The sequence below is a fragment of the Geodermatophilus sp. URMC 61 genome (genome assembly GCF_052931555.1).
Genome location: NZ_JBRFHZ010000002.1, coordinates 5,232,603 through 5,253,855, shown reverse-complemented (window position 1 = coordinate 5,253,855; position 21,253 = coordinate 5,232,603). Strand labels below are relative to the sequence as shown.

The window sequence follows — 21,253 nt, the reverse complement described above, 5'->3', positions numbered from 1 at the left end:
GAGATACCGTCACCTACACGTTGAAGCGGAACTCCACGACGTCGCCGTCCTGCATGACGTAGTCCTTGCCCTCCATGCGCACCCAGCCGCGGGCGCGGGCCTCCTGCATGGAGCCGGCCTCGATCAGCTGGTCGTAGGAGACGATCTCGGCCTTGATGAAGCCGCGCTGGAAGTCGGTGTGGATGACACCGGCAGCCTGCGGGGCGGTCGCGCCGACCGGGATGGTCCAGGCGCGGGCCTCCTTGGGGCCGGCGGTCAGGTAGGTCTGCAGGCCGAGGGTGGCGAAGCCGATGCGGGCCAGCTGGTGCAGGCCGGGCTCCTCCTGGCCGATGCCGGCGAGCAGCTCAGCAGCCTCGTCCTCGGGCAGCTCGGCGAGCTCGGCCTCGATCTTGGCGTCCATGAGGATCGCCTCGGCCGGGGCCACCAGAGCACGCAGCTCGGAGATGAGCTCCTCGTTGGCCAGTTCCTCCTCGTCGACGTTGAAGACGTAGAGGAACGGCTTGGTCGTCAGCAGGGTCAGCTCGCGCAGCGGCTCCGGGTCGACGCCTGCGGAGAACAGGGTCTTGCCCTCGTCGAGCACGGTCTGCGCGGCCCGGGCGGCGTCGAGCAGCGCGGCCCGCTCCTTGTCCTTGCGAGCCTCCTTCTCCAGCCGCGGGATCGCCTTCTCCAGCGTCTGCATGTCGGCCAGGACGAGCTCGGTGTTGATCGTCTCGATGTCGTCGGCCGGGCTGATCTTGCCCTCGACGTGCACCACGTCGGGGTCGGTGAAGACCCGGATCACCTGGCAGATCGCGTCGCTCTCGCGGATGTTGGCCAGGAACTTGTTCCCCAGCCCCTGCCCCTCGCTGGCGCCGCGCACGATGCCGGCGATGTCGACGAACGACACCGTCGCCGGGATGGTCTTCTGCGAGGAGAACAGCCTGGCCAGCTCGTCGAGGCGCGGGTCCGGCACACCGACAACGCCGACGTTCGGCTCGATCGTGGCGAACGGGTAGTTCGCCGCCAGGACGTCGTTCTTGGTCAACGCGTTGAACAGCGTCGACTTGCCGACGTTGGGCAGCCCGACGATGCCGATGGTGAGACTCACGGACGTCCAGCCTACGGGGCTCCCCGAAGCCGGCCCGCCGCCCCGGGAGGGCCCCTTCCTTTCCGGCTGGCGAAGCGGCTGACGCCCCGTCGTGGACGAGCGGGCCGCGGCAGGTGAGCCGGCCGAGCGCGCCGGACCGCCGAGCCGCGCTGAGGTCGCCGCGGGGAGGACCATGTCCGCATGACCGGCCCCGTCGACCTCGCCGCCGTCCTCTCCCGGATCGACGAGCCCTGGCAGCCGCGCACGGTCGCCGTCCTCAACGACTACGACGTGCGGGTGGTCAGGACCCACGGCGAGTTCACCCGACACAGCCACCCCGAGACCGATGAGGTGTTCCTCGTCCTCTCCGGCTCCCTGAGCATCCGCATGGACGACGGTGACGTCACCCTCGGCCCCGGCCAGCTCTACGTCGTCCCGAGGGGTACACCACACCAGCCGTTCTCCCCCGACGGCGCGGAGGTGCTCCTGGTCGAGCCGAGCGCGACCGTCAACACCGGGGACTCCCCCGGTCCGCTGACCGCCGTGCGCCGGCTCGCGTGAGGAGCCACGCATGGCCCCGAGGCCGCTCGACGACGAGTACCTCGACCGCGTCGTCGTGGGTCCGCGCGACACCACGCCCAAGCGGGTCGTCCTCGTCGACCCCGACCCCGACTGGCCGCGGCAGTTCGCCGCGCACGAGGCCCGCATCCGCACCGCCCTCGGCAGCGACGCCCTGCGCGTCGAGCACATCGGGTCGACGTCGGTCCCAGGGCTGCGGGCCAAGCCGCGCGTCGACGTCCTGGTGACCGTCGACGACCCGGAGGACCCGGACGTCGTCTCCCGCCTGGAGGCCGCCGGCTACCGGCTCCACATCCGCGAGCCCGGACACCGGTGCCTGGTCGTGCCCGAGGGCAGCGGCCCCGACGCGAACGTCCACGTCTGGGCCGCCGACGACCCCGAGGTCGACCGGTGCCTCCTCTTCCGCGAGCAGCTGCGCGCGGACCCGGCCGACCGCGCTCGGTACCAGGCGCGCAAGGAGGAGCTCGCCGGCGAGCTGTGGACGGACGTCAACCACTACGCCGCGGCCAAGGGCGACGTGATCGAGTCGGTCATCGCACGGGCCCGGACAGCGGGCCGCCAGCCCCCGGCGCCGTGACCGCCGCTCCGATCCTGGACCCGACTCCATCTCTGGACTGATTCCAGGTTCGCGCTGCGGACTCCTGTGACCCGTGCCACGGTAGGTCGCGCGTCATGGTGTCGAGTGCGAGGGGGATCCGGTGTCCGCTGCACCACGTCGGGTCGGGATGGCCTTGGTCGGCCTCGGAGGAGCGGTCGCCACGACCGCCGTGGCGGGGCTGGAACTGCTCCGCAACGGTGCGGGCGACACGGCCGGGCTGCCCCTGGCGGGGCTGGAGGTCGGGGGTCGTCCCCTCGAGGAGGCGACCGGGATGGCCTCGTACGCCGACCTCGTCGTCGGGGGCTGGGACCTCGACGGCACTGATCTGCGCAAGGCCGCCGAGCTGCACGGCGTCCTCGACTCGCACCAGCTGGAGCAGGCGGGGCCGCACCTGTCCTCGGTGACACCGTGGCCGGCCGCCGGCGACGCCGACTTCTGCCGCAACGTGACGGGCGGCAACGTGGTGCTCGCCGAGACCCGCCGCGCCCAGGTCGACGCCGTCCGGGCCGACCTGCGCCGGTTCCGCGAGCAGCAGGACCTCGACGGGCTCGTGCTGGTCAACCTGGCCTCCACCGAGCGCTGGCCGGACCCGGAGGCGCCCGCGCTGCAGACGATCGAGGCCTTCGAGGCCGGGCTGGACGCCGACGACCGGGCCATCACCCCGGCGATGGTCTACGCCTACGCCGCGATCGCCGAGGGCGTGGGCTACGTCAACTTCACGCCGTCGCTGGCCGCCGACGTCCCCGCGCTGGTCGCCTTCGCCGAGAGCCGCGGTGTCCCGGTCGCCGGCAAGGACGGCAAGACCGGCCAGACGATGCTCAAGACGGTGCTCGCGCCGGCCTTCCGCAGCCGCTCGCTCACCGTCGAGGGCTGGTACTCCACCAACATCCTGGGCAACCGCGACGGCCAGGCCCTCGACGACCCGGACTCGCTGTCGAGCAAGCTGCAGACCAAGGGCAGCGTGCTCGACTCGATCCTCGGCTACCCGGTCGAGGACCACGTCGTGCGGATCGACTACTACCGCCCGCGCGGCGACCAGAAGGAGGCCTGGGACGCCATCGACCTGGTCGGCTTCCTCGGTCAGCGCATGCAGGTCAAGGTCGACTTCCAGTGCCGCGACTCGATCCTGGCCGCCCCGCTGGCCATCGAGCTGGCCCGGCTGACCGATCTGGCCCAGCAGCGCGGTCAGGCCGGCGTCCAGACCCAGTTCGGCTGGTTCTTCAAGGCGCCGATGTCCCCGGACGGCAGCACCCCCGAGCACGCCCTGCACCGGCAGGAGCGCGTGCTGCTCGACTGGGTCGCCGGCGTGCCGGCCGGCCGGTGACGGGCGGCTCTCCCGCCCTCGCCGCGCTCCGCCCGCTGCTGACCGAGGTCGGCGACGCCAAGCGGGTCCGCGTCGCCGACGCCCCCGGGTCGCTGGCCGAGCAGGCCTTCGCCCGCGCCTGGGGGCGGCTGGTCGCGGGTGAGGACGCGGCCGCGGTCGCGCTGTCGGAGACGGCGGCGGCCGTGGCCCGCGCCCGGCTGGCCGGCATCGACGGCACGGTGCTGCGCACGGCGGGCCTGACCGACGACGAGGCGCTCGGCGGGCTGCGCCGCGGTTTCGACGAGGTCGCCGGCCCGCTGGACGACGATCTGCGGGTACGGCTGCGCGAGGCCCTGCCGCTCGCCGTCCCGGCGTCGCAGCCGCCCGCACTGGTCGCCGCGCTCAACCGGCAGCCGCGCGCCGGTGCCACCGCCCCGGGGAGGCCGCGGGTGATCGTCGAGCCGCCGGAGAGCCACGGCGACCACTGCCTGACCGTCGCCGTCTACGGCGTGCTGGTCGCGCCGGTGTTCGGCGCCGACCCGGTCGCGCCGTTCCTCGTCGGGCTGGCCCACCACCTGCACAACGTCGTGCTGCCCGACGCGGGGTTCGCCGGCGAGGTGCTGCTCGGCTCGGCGCTCGACCGGGTGGTGACGACGCTGGAGGAACACGAGCTGGCCGCCCTGCCCGGCCCGCTGGCCGAGCGGCTGCGCCGCGTGCTGCGGCTGCGGGCGGACGCCGGTGCACCGGAGTCGCAGGCCTTCCACGCCGCCGACGTCCTCGACCGGGTGCTGCAGGTGCACCACCACGCGCGCGCGGCGGCGTTCACCGCGTCGCAGGCGCTCGACGACCTCGAGCTCGTGCACGCCGGGCCGGTGCAGGCCTTCCACCTCGACGTCCTGGCGGCGGCGGGACTGTGAGCGGGTGGTCGACCTGGCGGCTCCGCCGCGCGGGCGCGAACGGTGACGCGGTGAGCACGGCCGCCCCCGCCGTCCCGGTGGTCGACGGCATCCCGTACGCCCGGGCCGGGCGCGACGAGCTGCGCGCGGAGGTGGCCGGCCTGCTGGCGCACGGCGAGGTCGACCGCGCCCGCGTGGCGCTGCTGGCCGACGCCGACGACTGGTGGACCGAGCCACCCCCGCCGCCCGAGCAGCTGGCCCGCGTGCCGGCCGCGCGCACCCTGCGCGCGGCGATGGACGCACTCGGCATGGGCCGGGTGGCCGACTACTTCGCCCACCGCTGGTCCGACCCCACCCACCTGGCCGGGCTCGCCCTGCTGCAGCAGCACTGGCCGGGCGGGCGGCCGGTGGTGGACGTCGCCTGCGGCACCGGCACCCACCTGCGCGAGCTGGCCCGCCGCGGCTGCACCGACCTGGTCGGCGTCGACGTCGTCTGGGCCAAGCTCTGGCTGGCCCGGCGCTTCGTCTGCCCGACGGCGCGCTACGTCTGCGCCGACGTGACCGGTGTACCCGACCTGGGCGTGCCCACGCCGGCCTACGTGCTGTGCCACGACGCCTTCTACTTCCTGCGGGACAAACCGGCCGCGGCCGCGGCGATGCGCGCGCTCGCCGGGGACGGCGGCACCGTCGTCGTCGGGCACGCGCACGTCGCCGACCCGCACGGGGAGCCGCTGACCCCCGAGGGCTACGCCGCGGTGCTCGGCACCGACCTGCTCTACGACGACGCCGAGCTGACCGACGCGCTGCTCACCGGCCGGCCGCCGCGCCCCGCCCCGGCCGCCGACCTGCACGCGAGCGAGGCCGTCGCGCTGGTGGCCGGCGACCCGCGCTGCCCCGCGCCGGTGGACCTCGGCGAACCGCTGCCGCCGCTGCGCCCCAACCCGCTCTACGCCGACGGGGAGCTGCGCTGGCCGAGCGAGCGCTACGCCGGTGAGTACGGCCCGCGCTCGGCGTACCTGCCCTCCCGCTGGCCCGATCCGCTGCCCGCCGACGCCGCCCGCCGCCGGCTGCTGGTCGACCTCCCGGAGGCGTGGTGAGCGCGCGAGATCTGCACAGTGGCGCCCATCAGGGGCCTGATGGGCGCCACTGTGCAGATCTGGCGCAGGGGAGGCTCGCGGGGAGCGCCGTCGGGTGGGGCGTCGCCGGCTGCGGCTGGGTGGCCCGCGACCACGCGCTGCCCGCCCTCCTCGCGACGCCGGGCGCCCGGGTCGTCGCGCTGCACGACCGCGACCCCGGCGCGATGGCCCGCGTGCCCGTCGACGCGCCGGCGCACACCGACCTCGACGCCTTCCTCGCCACGCCGGGCCTGGACGCGGTGTACGTCGCCGTCCCCAACGTCGCGCACCGCGAGGTGGTCGAGGCGGTGGCCGCGGCCGGCAGGGCGGTGCTCTGCGAGAAGCCGCTGGCTGCCGACGTCGAGGACGCGCGGGCGATGGTGACCGCCGCCCGTGAGTCCGGCGTCCTCCTCGGGACGGCGTACGACCAGCGCTGGCACCCCGCCCACGTGCGGCTGCGCGAGCTGGTGCCCGAGCTGGGCACGGTGACCGCGGTGCGGATCGTCTACTGCTGCTGGCTGCCCGCCGACTGGTCGCCGGACGGCCGGCCGCACGACAACTGGCGGGTCGACCGGTCGCGGGCCGGGGGCGGCGCGGCGATCGACCTGGCGCCGCACGGCCTGGACCTGGCCGGGGTGCTGCTCGGTGAGGACGTCGTCGAGCTGCGCGCGCTGCTGCAGCGGCGGGTGCAGGACTACCCGGTGGACGACGGCGCGCTGCTGTCCGGGCGCACCGCGGGCGGCGTGCTGGTCGACCTGCACGTCGCCTTCAACACCCCCGACGCGCTCCCCCGCCGCCGGCTCGAGGTCGTCGGCACCCGCGGGATGGCCGTCGCCGTCGACACGATGGGCCAGACGGCGGGCGGCTCGCTCACCCTCCACCGGCCCGACCCGGTCGACGTCCCCTTCGCCGGGGACTCCCCCTTCGCCGCGCAGTTCGCCGCCTTCACCGCCGCGGTCGCCGGGCACGCGCCCTGGCCGTACGACGCGGCGCGTGACCTGGCGCTGCACCGGCTGCTGCTCACCGCCCTCGAGGACCCCGGAGGCCCCCGATGACCGATGACCCCGCCCGCACCGACCCGCCCGGCACCAACCCCTACCGCGGCCTGCTGCCGGACCTGCCCGCCTGGGCCTGCACCAACTGCGGGCACTGGCAGCGCTGGCCGACCCCTGGCCCGCTGGTGTGCCCGGTCTGCGCCGACGTCCGCAACGCGCTGCCCGAGAACGGCTTCGAGTTCGTGACGCCGGCGCAGGTCGAGGAGACGGTCGAGGGCTTCTGCCGCCCGACCGCCGTCGAGGGCGTCACCGAGTTCGGCACCCACCCCCGCTTCGGCCTGGACAGCCGCGGCTGGGTGATCGAGAGCGACGCCGGCCTGGTCGGCTTCGAGTGCGCCCCCTGGTACACCGCCGACATGCTCGCCCAGCTGCGGCGGATGGCCGAGGCCAAGGGCGGGTTCGACGTGCTGGCCTCCAGCCACGTGCACGGGTACGGCGCGCTGTGGCAGCTGCAGCAGGAGCTCGAGCCGCGGGTTGTCTGCGTCGGCGTCCGGGACCTGGAGTGGACCAAGGCCTTCCGGGTCACCTGGCCGGCGGACGACGAGCTGGAGCTGGCCCCCGACCTCACCCTGCACCGCACCGGCGGCCACTTCCCCGGGCACTCGGTGCTGCACGACCGCCGCCGCGGCGTCCTCTTCTGCGGCGACTCGCTCAAGGTCGACCTCGACGGAGCCGGCGCGCCGGTCGCGCTGAGCGCCCACAAGGCCTTCCACGCGCAGATCCCGCTCTCCCACGGCGAGCTGCGCGAGTACCTGACCGTGGTCGGCGCGCTGGACTTCGAGGCCGTCGCGACGCCGTTCGAGCTGGTCCGCGGGGTGACCACCGACCACGTCGTCCACCTGGTGCAGCGGCTGCTCTCCGGCCCTCCGGACGCCGCCCCCGTCGCGCTGGAGGAGTTGTGAGCGAGCTCGCGAGCCCACCGATGGGCACGGCACGTCTCGGCACGAGCCCGACGAGCGCCAGCGAGGAGGACTCGTGCCGAGCACGCTGACCGCGTCACAGCGGTACCTCGACTCCTTCCCCGCGCCGGTCGACGAGTTCGCCATCGAGGGCCTCGACGTCCTGGACGTGCCGCTGCACAGCGCGGTCCTGGCCCCGTCGCCGGAGCACCCCGGCGGCAGCGGCCTGGGCTACGGCGCCACCCGCGAGGAGGCGCGCACCGGGGCGCTCGGCGAGATGGCCGAGATGGCGCTGTCGCTGCGCGCGCACCGGGGGGTCGAGCGCGAGCAGGGCTCCTACGCGCAGCTGACGAGGCGGCACGGCCGCGACCGGGTGGCCGACCCGCGCACCCTGTGCCTGGAGGCGGGCAGCGCCTACGACGACGACCGGCCGCTGCAGTGGCTGCCGATGACCCGGCAGCGGGACGGCGAGACGGTGCTGGTGCCCGCCGAGCTGGTCGCCTCCGCCCCCGACGACCTGCCGGGCACCCCGCCGCCCGACGGCTGGCTGACCACGGTGATCACCAACGGGCAGGGCGCGGCCTTCGACGCCGAGCGCGCGGTCGCGCACGCGCTGCTCGAGGTGCTGCAGCGCGACGGCAACGCCACCTCCTTCCGCGCGATGGACGCGGGTGTCGTCGTCGACCTCGCCGGTCTGCGCGACCCCGACGCGCTGGCGCTGCTCGACCGGCTCGACGCCGCGGGCATCGAGGTCGTGGTGAAGCTGGCGGCGACCGAGTTCGGCGTGGTCGACGTGTACGCCGTCGGCTGCTCGCGGGACCTCTCCGAGCCGGTGCCGGTCATGGCGACGGCGTGCGGCGAGGCGGCGCACCCCGACCGCGACACCGCCGTCCGCAAGGCGCTGCACGAGTTCGCGTCGGCGCGCAGCCGCAAGGCGTTCATGCACGGCCCGTTCGACGTCGTCCGCACCGCCACCCCACCGGGCTACCTCGAGTCCTGGCGGGGCGGGCACCCACCGGAGCGGCTGGTCGACGAGGGCCGCGCGCTCGAGGCGATGCTCGCCTGGGCCCGGATGGGCACCGGCGCGCTGGTCGACCTGCTGCAGGACTCGGTGCTGTCGCGCCGGGAGACCGTCGCGCTGGCCGACCTGCCGACGTGGTCCGGCCCAGGAGACGGTGACGACCTGGCGGCCACGGTGCTCGGCTCGGTCCAGGCCGCCGGGCACGACGTGCTCGTCGAGCTGCAGCCCTCGATGGGGGACGCGGTCGCCGCCAAGGTGCTGGTGCCGGGCCTGGAGGTCGAGACGATGTCCTACGGGCGCATCGGCGAGCGCGGCGTGCGCCGACTGCTCGACCGCGGCGACGCGCTGGTGGCCGTCGGAGCGGACCCGGGCGGCTGGGCGCGGGTGCACCTCACCGCGGAGGCCGAGGAGCGGCTGGGCGGGCCGGCCTGGTTCGACCGTGCGGGCGCCGACCGGCGGGTGGGCCCCCTCTACGCGCTGTACCGCGAGCCCGGCCGGCACGCGGTCGCGGAGGTGCTGGCCCGGTGACCGCCCTGCGCTACGCGTACAACACCAACGGGCTGACCTCGCACCGGCTGTCCGACGCGCTGCCCTTCCTCGCCGACACCGGCTACGCGGGGGTCGCGCTCACGCTGGACGTGGTCCACCTCGACCCGTTCGCGCCCGACGCCCTCGCGCAGGCGGAGGAGGTGCGGGCGCGCTGCGATGAGCTGGGGCTGGGCGTCGTCGTCGAGACCGGCGCGCGCTACCTGCTGGACCCGCGGGCCAAGCACGAGCCCACGCTGGTCACCCCGGACGCCGAGGGACGGGCGCGGCGGCTGGCCTATCTGCGGCTGGCCTGCGAGCTGGCCGAGGTGCTGGGCGCCGAGGCGGTCAGCTTCTGGGCAGGTGTCCCGCGGCCGGGGGTGGACCGCGACGCCGCCTGGGGCTGGCTGGTCGACGGCGTGCGCGCACTCGTCGACGGCTCCGGCGGGAGGGGCTTCGCCCTGGCCGTCGAGCCCGAGCCCGGGATGCTGGTCGAGGACTGCGACGGTTGGGCCCGGCTGGCCGCGGAGGCGCCGGGGATCACGCTGGCGCTCGACACCGGCCACTGCGTCGTCGCCGGGGCGTACCAGCCGGAGGAGGCGGTCGCCGCGTTCGCGCCGCACCTGGGCACGGTCGCCGTCGAGGGCATGCGCCGCGGCGTGCACGACCACCTGCCCCTCGACGAGGGGGACGTCGACCTGCCCGCCGTCCTGCGGGCGCTGCGGGAGGTGGGCTACGAGCGGCTGGTCACCCTCGAGCTCTCCCGCGACGGACACCGCGCGCACGAGATGGTGCCGCGGGCGATCGCGACGCTGAGGGAGGCCGAGCAGGCGTGAGGATCTGCTTCGTCAGCCGCCGCTACTGGCCGGCGGTCAGCGGGATGAGCGTCTACGCGGAGAACCTGCTGCGCGAGCTGGTGGCCCTGGGCAGCGAGGTCGCACTCGTCAGCCAGTACCGCGAGGACGAGGCCGGGACCCGCGTCTACGGCGGCGGCCCGCCTCCGCCCGACCGGGTCCCGGCCGGCGTCGAGGTGGTCGCGCTGCCCAGCCGCGGCGAGACCGTCGTCCCCGCCGACTGGGAGGGCGACATCGATGCGATCGTGCGCACCGTCGTCGGCCTGCACCGCGAGCAGCCCTTCGACGTCCTGCACGCCCAGTACGGCTATCCGCCCGGCCTGGCCGTGCTGGCCGCCGCCCGCGAGACCGGGCTGCCGGCCGTGGTGAGCATCCAGGGTGGCGACGGTCACTGGGTGGGCACCTGCTGCACCACCCACGCCGAGGCGATGCGCGCGGTGGTGGACTCCTCGAGCGCGGTGCTCATCGGCAGCGCCAGCTTCCGCGACGAGGTGGTGGGCAACCTCGGCAGCGACCCGGCGCGGTTCACGGTCGTCCCCGGGGCCACCGACACCCGGCGGTTCACGCCGGCCGAGAGACCGCTGGGCGCGCTGCGCGAGCCGCCGGTGCTGCTCTTCCACGGCCGGGTGGACCGGCGCAAGGGCGTGCTGGACCTGCTCGAGGCGCTGCCCGACGGCGTCCGCCTGGTCGTCTCCGGCATCGGCCCGGACCTCGACGAGGCGAGGGCCCGCGCCGACGAACGGACGACGTTCCTCGGGTACGTGCCACCCGACCGGGCGCCGGAGGTCTACCGCTCGGCCGACGTGTTCGTCAGCCCGACGTACAGCGAGGGGTTCAGCAACACCCTGCTCGAGGCGATGGCCAGCGGGCTGCCCACGGTGAGCACCGACAGCGTCGGCGTCGTCGACTGCCTGCGGCACGAGGAGAACGGGCTGCTGCACGCGCCCGGGGACGTCGCCGGGCTGCGGGCCGCGCTGACCCGCCTGCTGGACGACGATGCGCTGCGCACCCGGCTGGCGACGACGGCGCTCGAGGAGGTGCGGCGGCTCTACTCCTGGCCGGTGCTGGCGCGGGCCGTCGACGCCGTCCACCGGTCGGTGGTGGGGACGACGCCGTCCGCTGACTGGTCGATGCCCTCGGGCGTCGACCTCTCCTGCCGGTTCCGTTCCGCGGCGCACCTGCTGTGAAGGTCCTCGCCGTCAGCCCGCACCTCGACGACGCCGCGTTCTCCGTCGGCGGCACGCTCGCGGCGCTCGCCACGGCCGGCCACGAGGTCACCGTGGTCACCTGCTTCACCGCGAGCGTGCCCGACCCCCGGGGCTTCGCGCTGGCCTGCCAGCTGGACAAGGGGTTGCCGGCCGACGTCGACTACCTCGCCCTGCGCCGCGACGAGGACGCCGCGGCGATGGCGGTGCTGGGCGCGACGCCGCTCTACCTGGGCCTGCCCGAGGCGCCGCACCGCGGCTACACCAGCGCCGCGGACCTCTTCGCCGGCGTCCACGAGGAGGACGCCGTGTGGCGGTCGCTGGCCGCGGCCCTGGAGGAGCACGACGCGGACCTCTGGCTGGCCCCGCAGGCGCTCGGCGGGCACGTCGACCACCTGCAGGTGCTGCGGGCGGTGGCGGCGCTGGACCGGCCGGTGCTGTGGTGGCGCGACAGCCCGTACGTGTTGCGCGTCCCGGCCGCCGTCCCCGGCCCGCACCTGCCCGACGGGCTGGCCGAGGTGTGCCTGCCGCAGGACCTGGACCGGCGCGCCGAGGCCTGCGCCTGCTACCCCACCCAGCTGGGCTTCCAGTTCGGCGGCGTGGAGCGGATGCGTGCGGCGCTGGCCGGCCTGCCCGAGGTGCTCCTTGGCGGGGACCGGGCGCGCGCCGTGGTCGCCGGCCTCGGCAGCGACGCGGCCCGGTGAGCCGGCTGGTCACCGGCGGCGCCGGGCACGTCGATCCGCGACCTCGTCCACGTCACGGACGCCGCCGAGGCCCGTGTCGGCGCAGCACGTGTCCTGGGTGTCGGGCGGCCGTGCGCGAGGCTGGTGACATGGCGACCGAGTTCACCGGCACCGGCGACCCGGCTCGGAGCATGGCGTTGCTGTGGCGGACCACCGACCAGTCCGCCCCGCGTCCCGGGCCGCGACCGGGGCTGGACGTCGACCGGATCGTGGCCGCCGCGGTGCGGCTCGCCGACGCCGAGGGGCTGGCGGCGCTGTCGATGCGCCGGGTGGCCGGCGAGCTCGGCGTGGGGACGATGACCCTCTACACGCACGTCCCGGGCAAGGGCGAACTGGTCGACCTGATGCTCGACACCGTCCTCGGGGAGACCTACCCCGACGAGGGGGTGGTGACCGGCCACGGCTGGCGGAGCCGGCTGGAGGCGGTGGCCCGGGCCAACTGGGAGCTCTTCCTCCGCCACCCGTGGGCAGTGCACGTGGCCACGGGCCGGCCACCGCTGGGGCCCGGGCTGATGCGCAAGTACGAGCTCGAGCTGCGGGCGGTCGACGGGCTCGGGCTCTCCGAGCTGGAGATGGACCTGCTGGTCAGCCTGCTCAACGGCTTCGTGCGCGGCTCGGTCGGCGACGTGCACGAGCGGGCCGCGGCCGAGCGGGTCACCGGGACCACCGAGGAGCAGTGGTGGCGGGCCACGGAGCCCTACCTGGCCCGGGTGTTCGACGCCTCGCGCCACCCCACCGCGGCCCGCGTGGGCCCGGTCGCCGGCGAGGAACTGCAGGCCGCGTACGTCCCGGAGCGCACGTTCGAGTTCGGGCTGGCGCGGCTGCTCGACGGCGTCGGCGTCCTGGTCGAGGGCCGGGCCGGCTGAGGGCTGCCCCCGGGATCCGCCGCCCAGCGCCCTGACAGGAGAGCCGGAGGAGTGCCAGGCTGCCCGGCATGCAGCAGGCCTTCGGCATGGCGGTCCCCGAGACGGTGGCCGAGATGTGCCGCCCAGCGACGACGGCGGTGCTCGTGTACGACGCGCAGGTGGGCATCCTCGCGCACGTGCGGGACCGGGACCGGTTGGTGGAGCGGATCTCGGCGGTCCTGCGGGCGGCGCGGGAGTCCGGGGTCCCGGTGCTCTACGTCCGGCACGTGTCGCTGCCCCCCACCCACATGGGGGTCACGGCGCTGCGCACGGCCATGGCGTGGCAACGGGTGGGCGAGGCGGCCGCGGTGACGGCGGCCTTCCCGCCGGACGCACCCCACACCCAGGTCGTCGACGAGCTGGCGCCCGCGGACGGCGAGCCGGTGTTCGACAAGCTCGGGATGTCGGCCCTGGTCGGGACCCCGGTCGAGGCCGTCCTGAGAGACCGCCGCGTGACCACCCTCGTGCTGGTCGGCGCCGTCCTGGAGATCGGGATCGAGCCGACCGCGCGGCACGCCGCCGACCTCGGTCTCCTCCCCGTGGTGGTCGAGGACGCGTGCGGAGTGGTCGACACGGCGGCGGCGGAACGCTCGCTGGCGAGCCTCGACTACAGCCTGCTGACCTACCGCTGCGACAGCCGGGAGGTCGTGGACGCCTTCGGCGCGACCGGCCTGCTGTCGGAGGCCGCGTCGCTCTAGCCTCTGCGGGTGGCCGACGACCTCCAGGGACTGGTGCGACGCCGCCTGCTCGAACTCGGCGGGGATGTCGAGGAGGCATCGCGCCGGTCGTCCTGGGCTGTGGCGCCTCAGACCATCGAGCGGATCGCTGAGGGCCGCCACCGCCGGCCGGTCAGCGAGCGACTGGCCGAGGCCCTCGCCCGGGCGCTCGACGTACCCGAGAACCGCGTCCGCCGGGTGGCCGGGCTGCCACCCGTGGAGGACCCCCGCGCCGACATCCGCACCGGTCCGCACCTCCGGGTCGTCCGCGACGACGGCCGGCTCTCCTAGGCCGGCACCCGGACCGCACCGGCCCGACGCAGGCGTCCGAAAACCGCCAGTCCCCGCCGTCCGGCGCTGTCATGCTCGTTCCGTGACACCGCTGCTGGACGCCGAACGCTGCTACCGCGCGGTCGCCAGCCGGGACGCCCGGTTCGACGGCTGGTTCTTCACCGCGGTCGCCACCACCGGGATCTACTGCCGCCCGTCCTGCCCGGCCCGCACGCCGCTGCCGCACAACGTCACCTTCTTCTCCACCGCGGCCGCCGCCCAGGGCGCCGGGTACCGGGCCTGCCGCCGCTGCCGCCCCGACGCCGTCCCCGGGTCGCCGGAGTGGGACAGCCGCGCCGACGTCGTCGCCCGCGCCGTCCGGCTGATCGGCGACGGCGAGGTCGAGCGATCCGGCGTCCCCGGCCTGGCCGCGCGGCTCGGCTACTCCGAGCGCCAGCTGCACCGGCTGCTCGTCGGCGAGCTGGGCGTCGGGCCGCTGGCGCTGGCCCGGGCGCAGCGCGCGCAGACCGCCCGACTGCTCATCGAGACCACCGACCTGCCCATGGCCGACGTCGCCTTCGCCGCGGGGTTCGCCAGCATCCGGCAGTTCAACGACACCGTCCGCGAGGTCTTCGCCGCCACCCCGACCGAGCTGCGGCAGACCGCGCCGGCCGGACCGCCCGGCGTCCCCGGCCGGCTGACCCTGCGGCTCGCCGCGCGCGCCCCCTACGAAGCCGCCGAGGTGCTGCTCTTCCTGGGCGTGCACGCCGTCCCCGGCCTGGAGGAGTGGGACGGGACGACGTTCTCCCGCGTGCTCGACCTGCCGCACGGACCCGGGGTCGTGCACCTCTCCCCCGCCCCGGACGGCGGCCCCGCGGTGGCCGCCCGGCTCGACCTCTCCGCGCTGCGCGACCTGGGGACGGCGGTGGCCCGCTGCCGCCGCATGCTCGACCTCGACGCCGACCCGACCGCGGTCGACGGCGTGCTCGGCGCCGACTGCGCGCTGGCCGGGCTGGTGGCCGCCGCGCCCGGCCGCCGGGTGCCCGCATCCCCCGACGCCGACGAGCTGGCCGTGCGCGCCGTCCTCGGCCAGCAGGTCTCCCTCGCCGGTGCCCGCACGCTCACCGCCCGGGTGCTGCAGGCCACGGGCACACCGCTGCCCGAGCCGGTGGGCACCCTGACCCACGCCTTCCCCCGCCCGGCCGCACTCGCCGACGCCGACCTCACCGCCGTCGGCCTGACCGGCGCCCGCCGGCGCACCGTGCTCGCGCTCGCCGCCGCGCTGGCGTCCGGGGCGGTGACGCTCGACCCCGGCGCCGACCGCGAGGAGGCCGGCCGCGCGCTGCGCGCCGTCCCCGGGATCGGCCCCTGGACCGCCGCGCTGGTCGCGATGCGGGGGCTCGGCGACCCCGACGTGTGGCTGCCCGGCGACCTGGCGTTGCGCCGCTCCCTGGCCGCGCTCGGCAGCTCCGACACCGATGCCGCCACCCGCTGGCGGCCGTGGCGGTCCTACGCCGTGATGCACCTGTGGGCACTCGCCGTGCCGATGCTCTCGACCCGCCCGACCACTCCTACCCGCCCCGCCGCCCACGCACGACCACTCCCCCTCGATCGGAGCGCCTCATGACCCCGCTTCCCGCCCGCTCCGCCACCGTCGAGACCCCGCCCGGGCCGTTCACCGTGGTCGTGGCCCGCGACGGCGCCGTCCTCGCCAGCGGCTGGACCGCCGACGTCGCCGAGCTCCTCCCCGTCGTGCACCGCGCGCTGCGGCCGGCCTGGGTCGAGCCCGTCGAGCACCTGCCGGTGCTCGACGCGGTCGAGGCCTTCGTCGCCGGCGACGTCACCGCCATCGACGAGGTCCCGGTGCGCCAGCGCTCCGGCCCCTTCCTCGAGGACGCCTGGGAGGTGCTGCGCACCGTCCCGCCCGGCGAGCCGGACACCTACGCCGCCTTCGCCGCTCGCTGCGGGCGCCCGGCGGCGGTCCGCGCGGCGGCCAACGCCTGCGCCCGCAACGCCGCGGCGCTGTTCGTCCCCTGTCACCGGGTGCTCGGGTCGGACGGCGGGCTGGGCGGCTTCCGCTGGGGGACGCCGGTCAAGCGCTGGCTGCTCGACCACGAGGCGGCCCACGCCCCCGTCCCCGCCTGAACCCAGGCCGTCCCCGCGCCACCCCAGGCATAGGAGGCAATGCACACGTCCTACGGCCCCGGGACGTGGGTATTGCCTCCTATGCCCCGGTCACCCGCGGTGTCTACCGGCAACTGTCGGTGGCGTCCGGCACCCTCTCGGTGTGGACGCCGCCTCGCTGCTCACCGGTCTGTTCGTCGGCGCGCTGCTGGCCACCGCGGTCACCCTCGGCGTCGTCGCGCTGGTCTCCCGGCGCCGCCCGGCCGACGACGGTCTGGAGCCGGTGCACGAGTCGCTCGACCACCTGCACCGGCTGCTGGCCGGCATCGAGCGCGACCGCGCCACCGCGCACGGCGAGCTGCGGGAGCAGATGGGCACCGTCGGGCAGACCTCGGCACTGCTCCGGCAGGAGACCGCCGCGCTGGTGACCGCGCTGCGCACCCCGCACGTGCGCGGCCGGTGGGGCGAGGTGCAGCTGCGCCGGGTGGTCGAGGTCGCCGGCCTGCTCGAGCACTGCGACTTCGTCGAGCAGCCCTCCAGCACCAACGACGCAGGCGCGGGCGTGCGTCCCGACCTGGTGGTCACCCTCTCCGACGGCCGGCAGGTCGTGGTCGACGCCAAGGTGCCGTTCACCGGCTACATCGAGGCGGTGCAGGCCGAGGACGTCGCGGTGCGCGCCGAGCGGGTCGCCGCGCACGCCCGGCAGCTGCGCGCCCACGTCGACGCCCTCGCCGCCCGCCGCTACCCCACGGCGTTCCGGCCGGCCGCGCCGTTCACGGTCCTCTTCGTGCCCTCCGACGGGTTCCTCACCACCGCCCTCGAGGCCGAACCCGGGCTGCTGGAGTACGGCTTCGCCCGCGACGTCGTGCTGGCCACCCCGAGCACGCTGCTGGCGCTGCTGCGCACCGTCGCCTACTCGTGGCGGCAGGAGCGGCTGGCCCGGGACGCCGACCAGGTGCTCGAGGTCGGCCGCCGGCTGCACGCCCGCCTGTCCACCCTCTCCGGCCACCTGACCCGGCTGGGCTCGGCGCTGTCCTCGACGCTGACCCGCTACAACGAGACGATCGGCTCCTACGAGGGGTCGGTGCTCGCGGCCGCCCGCCGCTTCGACGACCTCGGGGTCGCCGAGTCGCCGGTGCCCACACCGCCGCCGGTCGAGGCCACGGTGCGCACGCTGCGGCCCACCGAGCTGCCGCTGCCCGGGGAGCTGCCCCGGGCAGCGGGGCTGTCGCCGCGGGACGACGGGTCCCGCTCCGTGGAGCGCGACGGCACGACCGGCTGAACCCCGGCCCGACTCAGGACGCCACCGTCGTCACGTCCGCACCGTTCTGTCACAGGCGTCCCGCGGACCCCACCGCATGTGCGCTCCGGCCTGCGGTTTTGTCATTTGTGCACAGTGCGCCTCGGTGCCGTCCTCCCTCGTGGGCACCTCGGCCGTGGCTACCGTTGCCCGTGACAGGGACCCCCTCTGAGGAGGTCCGCCACGAGGGGACGGGAGGTCCGCCATGGCCTCGGTGAGCACCGCCGACACCTGGCGCGAGTCCGGGGGGCGTGCCGACGGGCGCGTCGCCGCCCGTCCCGAGGGGGCGGACTACGTCTCGCGCATCGGTCGCCCACCGGTCCCGCCGCCGTCTCCGCGGAGGAGGTCGACCGACCTGCCGCCGTTCCCCGAGGACATGGCGCGCGCCGCGCGCAGGCGTGACGACCGCCCCGCTGCGGTGGCGTCGCGCCCGTCCGTCGCCCGGACCGCGCGCCCCGCACCGCGGGACGCCGCGCGCAGCCGTCCCGTCCACCGCGACGCCGACCGGTCGCGGAGCCGGGAGGACCACCCCCGCGACCTGCCCGACGTCGGCGCCGACGACCGGCGCCGCGAGCCCCGCTCCCCCGAGCCCCGGGCCGCGGGTCGCCGTCCGAGCGGTCGCCGGGCGACGGCGCAGGCACCCCAGAGCCGCAGCCGGGTGCGCGGCGCGCTCGCCGTCCTCGCCGTCTTCCTGGTCACCCTGGCCGCTGCGGTCCTCGAGTCCTGGATCGGCGACGACCTGGGACCGGTCACGCTGGTGGCCCTCACCGCGGCCAGCGCCGTGGCCACCCTGGTGGTCCGCCGCAGCGACCTGCTCACCACGGTGATCGCCCCGCCGCTGGTCTACGTCGCCGTGGCCGCGCTGGACACCGCGCTGGCGTCGCCGGCCTCGCTGAACCTCGCGTCGGCGGCCACGCTGCTCATCCGCGCCTTCCCGGCGATGGCGGTCGCCACGGCCGGCGCGGCGGTCGTCGGGCTGATCCGCTGGGCCGCCCGCCGCTGAAGGAGACCCCGTCCTCCGCACCGTGGAAGGACCCCGTCCTCCCCTTGGAGGACCCCTTGCCCCGCCACTCGCAGGCTCGCGGCAGGACCCTGCAAGGGGGCCGTCAGAGCTCAGGGTGGGACCCGGGACGGGGCCGCAGCGGGATCCTGCAGGGGGCCGGCGGTGCCCGTGACGGGACCGCGGCGAGCCTCCGGACGGGGGCCGTCGTCCCGGCAGGAGCCCCCTCCCCGGTCGGGAGGGGCCTCCTGCCGTCCGTGAGGTCGTCTCTCAGCGGGCCTGGCGGGCGGCTCCGTCGCGCTTGGGGCGCAGCTCGTGCGGCAGCGCGAACACCAGGCGCTCCTCGGCTGCCTTCACCGTCTCGACATCGGGGTAGCCGCGCGCGGCCAGCCAGTCGAGCACCTCGCTGACCAGCACCTCCGGCACCGAGGCGCCGCTGGTCACGCCGACGGTGCCCACACCCTCGAGCCAGGCCGGGTCGATCTCGGAGGCGAAGTCCACCAGGTGCGCGGCCCGGGCGCCGGCCTCCAGCGCCACCTCGACCAGCCGGACGGAGTTCGACGAGTTGGTGGAACCGACGACGACCACCAGGTCGCACTCGCCGGCCATCTGCTTGACGGCCTGCTGCCGGTTCTGGGTGGCGTAGCAGATGTCGTCGCTCGGCGGCGACTGCAGGCCGGGGAAGCGGGTCTTGAGCTGGTCGACAGTCGTCAGCGTCTCGTCGACCGACAGCGTGGTCTGCGACAACCAGACGACCTTCTCCGGGTCGCGCACCTGGACGTTGGCCACGTCCTCGGCGCCGTCCACGAGCTGGATGTGCTCGGGCGCCTCGCCGGAGGTGCCCTCGACCTCCTCGTGCCCGCGGTGGCCGATCAGCAGGATGTCGTAGTCGTCGCGGGCGAACCGCTTGGCCTCCTGGTGCACCTTGGTCACCAGCGGGCAGGTCGCGTCGATCGTCCTCAGCTGCCGGGCCGCGGCCTCCTGGTGCACCGCCGGGGAGACGCCGTGCGCACTGAAGACGACGACCGACCCCTCGGGCACCTCGTCGGTCTCGTCGACGAACACCGCCCCGCGCCGCTCGAGCGTCGCGACCACGTGCTTGTTGTGGACGATCTGCTTGCGGACGTAGACCGGGGCGCCGTGGATCTCCAGAGCGCGCTCGACGGCGACCACCGCCCGGTCCACGCCGGCGCAGTAGCCCCGGGGATCGGCCAGCAGGACGCGTCCGCGCTGATCAGCCATGGCCCCATGGTAGAGAAGGGGTCCGCTGCCCCCCGGTGTTCGCAGGCTCACACCGGGACCCTGCAGGGGGCCGCCTGCCCTGCGCCGCGCGAGCTCGCGGCAGGCCCCTGCAGGGAGGCCGCCCCCGCCCGTGCGCAAGCTCACACCCAGCTCTGCAGGGGCAACGCCCGGGATGAGACCCGGACCACCATCCGTGTGGTCCGCGCTGGAGCGGGGTGTCGGGCGCGGCGATTCGGGGCAGGGTGGGGCCATGTCGCGTGAGATCCCTCAGGCCGTCCGTGCCGTGGTCGGTCTGGCCGCCACCGTCCTCGAAGACGCCCTCCGGCTGCCGCGGACGCTGCCCAGCCTCCCGGTCCGCGTGATCGGCCTGGCCATGCAGGCCACGATGAAGCTGCAGCAGCAGTACTCCGGTCTGGTGGCCCGCGGGGACGAGGTCTTCACCGGGCTGCGCGGCGAGTCGGAGCCCGGCCTGGCCACCTTCGACGAGGACCTCCCCCAGCAGACCCCCGGGCGCACCTCTGCCTTCGACCGCACGCCCGGTTTCGACGAGCAGACGTCCTTCGACCGTGCCTCGGCGCCGGTCGACGACGAGGAGATGGCCGAGGAGGTCGCCCTGCTCATCGACGACGAGGTCTCCGGGCTGCCCGCCGAGCCGGCCCCTGAGGAGGTCGTCGAGGCCCTGGCCGACATCACCGACGAGGTGGCCGCCGCCGGCCTCGACGTCGACCGCGCCGAGCCCGGCCTCACGACCGAGGACGCGCTGGAGACCGCGCTGCTGGAGGCAGATGGCGCGCCCGACAGCGCGCTGGTCGACGGCGGCTCGGGGGACGTCGGCGTCGTCGACAGCGACGAGATCGCCGAGAGCCCCACGCCCCCGCCGGCGTCCCTGCTGGACGCCGAGGCCACCGAGTTCGACGTCCACACGTCGGCACCCGCCGAGGCCCCGGCACCCAGCGACCCGGGCGGCTCCCCCGTCGGCGAGGAGGCCGGCGCGCCCGCCGTGGCCGGCGAGGTCGACGTCCTCACCCCGGACGGCGGTGTCGCGACCGTCGAGGGGACCGTGACCGACGAGGGTGTCGCCGCGCCCGAGGCGCCCGCGGAGGAGACCGCCGGCACGCCCGTCGACGGGACCCCCGGCGCGCCGGCCCAGGCCGACCGGCAGGAGACCGGCGTCGACGAGGCCCTCGGCAGCGAGGCCAGCGAGGCCGACACCCGCCCCTCCACCGAGGGCACTCCCGCCGGTGCCGACCACGAGGCGACCGGCCGCGGCGACGAGGTCGTCACCGCCGCGGGCGCGCAGGTCGACGACGAGCTCGGCGGAGGCGAGGACACGAGCGCTCCCGCGGCGACCGACGAGGGCACCACCGACGAGACCGGCACCGCCGACGTGGTCGCCACCGACGAGGGCGGCGGCGACGTGGCCGCGGCGACCGGGGTCCGCACCGACGTCGACGAGTCCGGAGCCGCCGGCGCGGCCGAGGACACGGCCGGTGCCCAGGCAGCCGGCGCCGCGCCGGTCGAGGGCTACGACGGCTTCACCATCGCCCAGCTGCGCGGCCGGCTGCGGGGCTACCAGCTCTCCACCGTCGCGGACCTGGTCGCCTACGAGGAGGCCACCCGGGGCCGCGAGCCCTACCTGCGGATGCTGCGCAACCGGCTGGAGAAGCTGGAGCGCCAGGCCGTCGAGGACAGCCCGCTGGCCCCCCGCGGCGTCTGAGAGAGGACCACCCTTCCCCCCACGCGTCGCACGCTCGGCGCGGGTCGCTGAAGGGTGGCGGTTCCAGCACGTCACCAGGCTCGGGGCGGGACCCGGGACGGGCCGCCCGGGGCAGCTCCA

21 protein-coding genes are annotated in these 21,253 nt (G+C 75.8%); 19 read left to right on the top strand and 2 right to left on the bottom strand.

All coding sequences use genetic code 11. The features are described 5' to 3' along the window. Positions 1-13: 13 nt before the first annotated feature. A complete protein-coding gene (gene ychF / locus ACU610_RS24630) occupies positions 14-1,087 on the bottom strand; it encodes a redox-regulated ATPase YchF (RefSeq protein WP_446770318.1) in 1,074 nt (357 codons plus the stop codon). A gap of 180 nt (positions 1,088-1,267) precedes the next feature. On the opposite strand from ychF, the gene ACU610_RS24625 reads away from it, so the two are divergent. The 18 genes from ACU610_RS24625 to ACU610_RS24540 all read left to right on the top strand — a co-directional run bounded on the left by ACU610_RS24625 (position 1,268) and on the right by ACU610_RS24540 (position 18,177). Further along, the gene (locus ACU610_RS24625) at positions 1,268-1,627 is read left to right on the top strand and encodes a cupin domain-containing protein (protein ID WP_446770317.1); all 360 of its coding nucleotides are present in this window, start codon (positions 1,268-1,270) and stop codon (positions 1,625-1,627) included. A 10-nt stretch (positions 1,628-1,637) separates the two neighbouring features. Continuing rightward, entirely contained in the window at positions 1,638-2,222 is a 585-nt protein-coding gene (locus ACU610_RS24620; protein WP_446770316.1) for a GrpB family protein, read from the top strand. A gap of 121 nt (positions 2,223-2,343) precedes the next feature. After that, the gene (locus ACU610_RS24615) at positions 2,344-3,567 is read left to right on the top strand and encodes an inositol-3-phosphate synthase (RefSeq protein WP_446770315.1); all 1,224 of its coding nucleotides are present in this window, start codon (positions 2,344-2,346) and stop codon (positions 3,565-3,567) included. Next, complete coding sequence (locus tag ACU610_RS24610) at positions 3,564-4,463, top strand: hypothetical protein (protein ID WP_446770314.1); 900 nt, start codon at positions 3,564-3,566, stop codon at positions 4,461-4,463. The genes ACU610_RS24615 and ACU610_RS24610 overlap by 4 nt, the downstream gene beginning before the upstream one ends. Before the next feature lie 50 nt (positions 4,464-4,513). After that, a complete protein-coding gene (locus ACU610_RS24605) occupies positions 4,514-5,539 on the top strand; it encodes a class I SAM-dependent methyltransferase (protein ID WP_446770313.1) in 1,026 nt (341 codons plus the stop codon). Between the two features lie 59 nt (positions 5,540-5,598). After that, on the top strand, positions 5,599-6,612 hold the full coding sequence (locus ACU610_RS24600; RefSeq protein ID WP_446770752.1) for a Gfo/Idh/MocA family protein: 1,014 nt from the start codon (positions 5,599-5,601) through the stop codon (positions 6,610-6,612). Continuing rightward, the gene (locus ACU610_RS24595; protein ID WP_446770312.1) at positions 6,609-7,514 is read left to right on the top strand and encodes an MBL fold metallo-hydrolase; all 906 of its coding nucleotides are present in this window, start codon (positions 6,609-6,611) and stop codon (positions 7,512-7,514) included. Before ACU610_RS24600 ends, ACU610_RS24595 begins: the two co-directional genes overlap by 4 nt. A gap of 73 nt (positions 7,515-7,587) precedes the next feature. Continuing rightward, a complete protein-coding gene (locus tag ACU610_RS24590; RefSeq protein WP_446770311.1) occupies positions 7,588-9,060 on the top strand; it encodes a YcaO-like family protein in 1,473 nt (490 codons plus the stop codon). Next, a complete protein-coding gene (locus ACU610_RS24585) occupies positions 9,057-9,893 on the top strand; it encodes a sugar phosphate isomerase/epimerase family protein (RefSeq protein ID WP_446770310.1) in 837 nt (278 codons plus the stop codon). The genes ACU610_RS24590 and ACU610_RS24585 overlap by 4 nt, the downstream gene beginning before the upstream one ends. Then, positions 9,890-11,098 carry a glycosyltransferase family 4 protein gene (locus ACU610_RS24580; protein WP_446770309.1) on the top strand — a complete coding sequence of 403 codons (1,209 nt, stop codon included), beginning with the start codon at positions 9,890-9,892 and terminating at the stop codon, positions 11,096-11,098. Before ACU610_RS24585 ends, ACU610_RS24580 begins: the two co-directional genes overlap by 4 nt. After that, a complete protein-coding gene (locus tag ACU610_RS24575) occupies positions 11,095-11,820 on the top strand; it encodes a PIG-L deacetylase family protein (protein ID WP_446770308.1) in 726 nt (241 codons plus the stop codon). Before ACU610_RS24580 ends, ACU610_RS24575 begins: the two co-directional genes overlap by 4 nt. A gap of 128 nt (positions 11,821-11,948) precedes the next feature. Further along, on the top strand, positions 11,949-12,725 hold the full coding sequence (locus tag ACU610_RS24570; protein WP_446770307.1) for a TetR/AcrR family transcriptional regulator: 777 nt from the start codon (positions 11,949-11,951) through the stop codon (positions 12,723-12,725). A gap of 68 nt (positions 12,726-12,793) precedes the next feature. Next, on the top strand, positions 12,794-13,462 hold the full coding sequence (locus tag ACU610_RS24565; protein ID WP_446770306.1) for a cysteine hydrolase family protein: 669 nt from the start codon (positions 12,794-12,796) through the stop codon (positions 13,460-13,462). A 9-nt stretch (positions 13,463-13,471) separates the two neighbouring features. Continuing rightward, a complete protein-coding gene (locus ACU610_RS24560) occupies positions 13,472-13,771 on the top strand; it encodes a hypothetical protein (RefSeq protein ID WP_446770305.1) in 300 nt (99 codons plus the stop codon). Positions 13,772-13,853: 82 nt separating this feature from the next. Then, a complete protein-coding gene (locus tag ACU610_RS24555) occupies positions 13,854-15,377 on the top strand; it encodes an AlkA N-terminal domain-containing protein (RefSeq protein WP_446770304.1) in 1,524 nt (507 codons plus the stop codon). Continuing rightward, on the top strand, positions 15,374-15,895 hold the full coding sequence (locus ACU610_RS24550) for a methylated-DNA--[protein]-cysteine S-methyltransferase (RefSeq protein ID WP_446770303.1): 522 nt from the start codon (positions 15,374-15,376) through the stop codon (positions 15,893-15,895). Before ACU610_RS24555 ends, ACU610_RS24550 begins: the two co-directional genes overlap by 4 nt. 142 nt (positions 15,896-16,037) lie before the next feature. Beyond that, positions 16,038-17,156, top strand: a complete 1,119-nt coding sequence (locus ACU610_RS24545; RefSeq protein ID WP_446770302.1) for a DNA recombination protein RmuC — start codon at positions 16,038-16,040, stop codon at positions 17,154-17,156. Between the two features lie 223 nt (positions 17,157-17,379). Continuing rightward, positions 17,380-18,177, top strand: a complete 798-nt coding sequence (locus tag ACU610_RS24540; RefSeq protein ID WP_446770301.1) for a DUF6542 domain-containing protein — start codon at positions 17,380-17,382, stop codon at positions 18,175-18,177. A gap of 267 nt (positions 18,178-18,444) precedes the next feature. Here ACU610_RS24540 and ACU610_RS24535 read toward each other — a convergent pair whose 3' ends face one another. Continuing rightward, entirely contained in the window at positions 18,445-19,416 is a 972-nt protein-coding gene (locus ACU610_RS24535; RefSeq protein ID WP_446770300.1) for a 4-hydroxy-3-methylbut-2-enyl diphosphate reductase, read from the bottom strand. A 250-nt stretch (positions 19,417-19,666) separates the two neighbouring features. Here ACU610_RS24535 and ACU610_RS24530 point away from each other — a divergent pair, with 250 nt between their 5' ends. Further along, the gene (locus ACU610_RS24530; protein ID WP_446770299.1) at positions 19,667-21,133 is read left to right on the top strand and encodes a hypothetical protein; all 1,467 of its coding nucleotides are present in this window, start codon (positions 19,667-19,669) and stop codon (positions 21,131-21,133) included. The last annotated feature ends 120 nt before the right edge of the window (positions 21,134-21,253 follow it).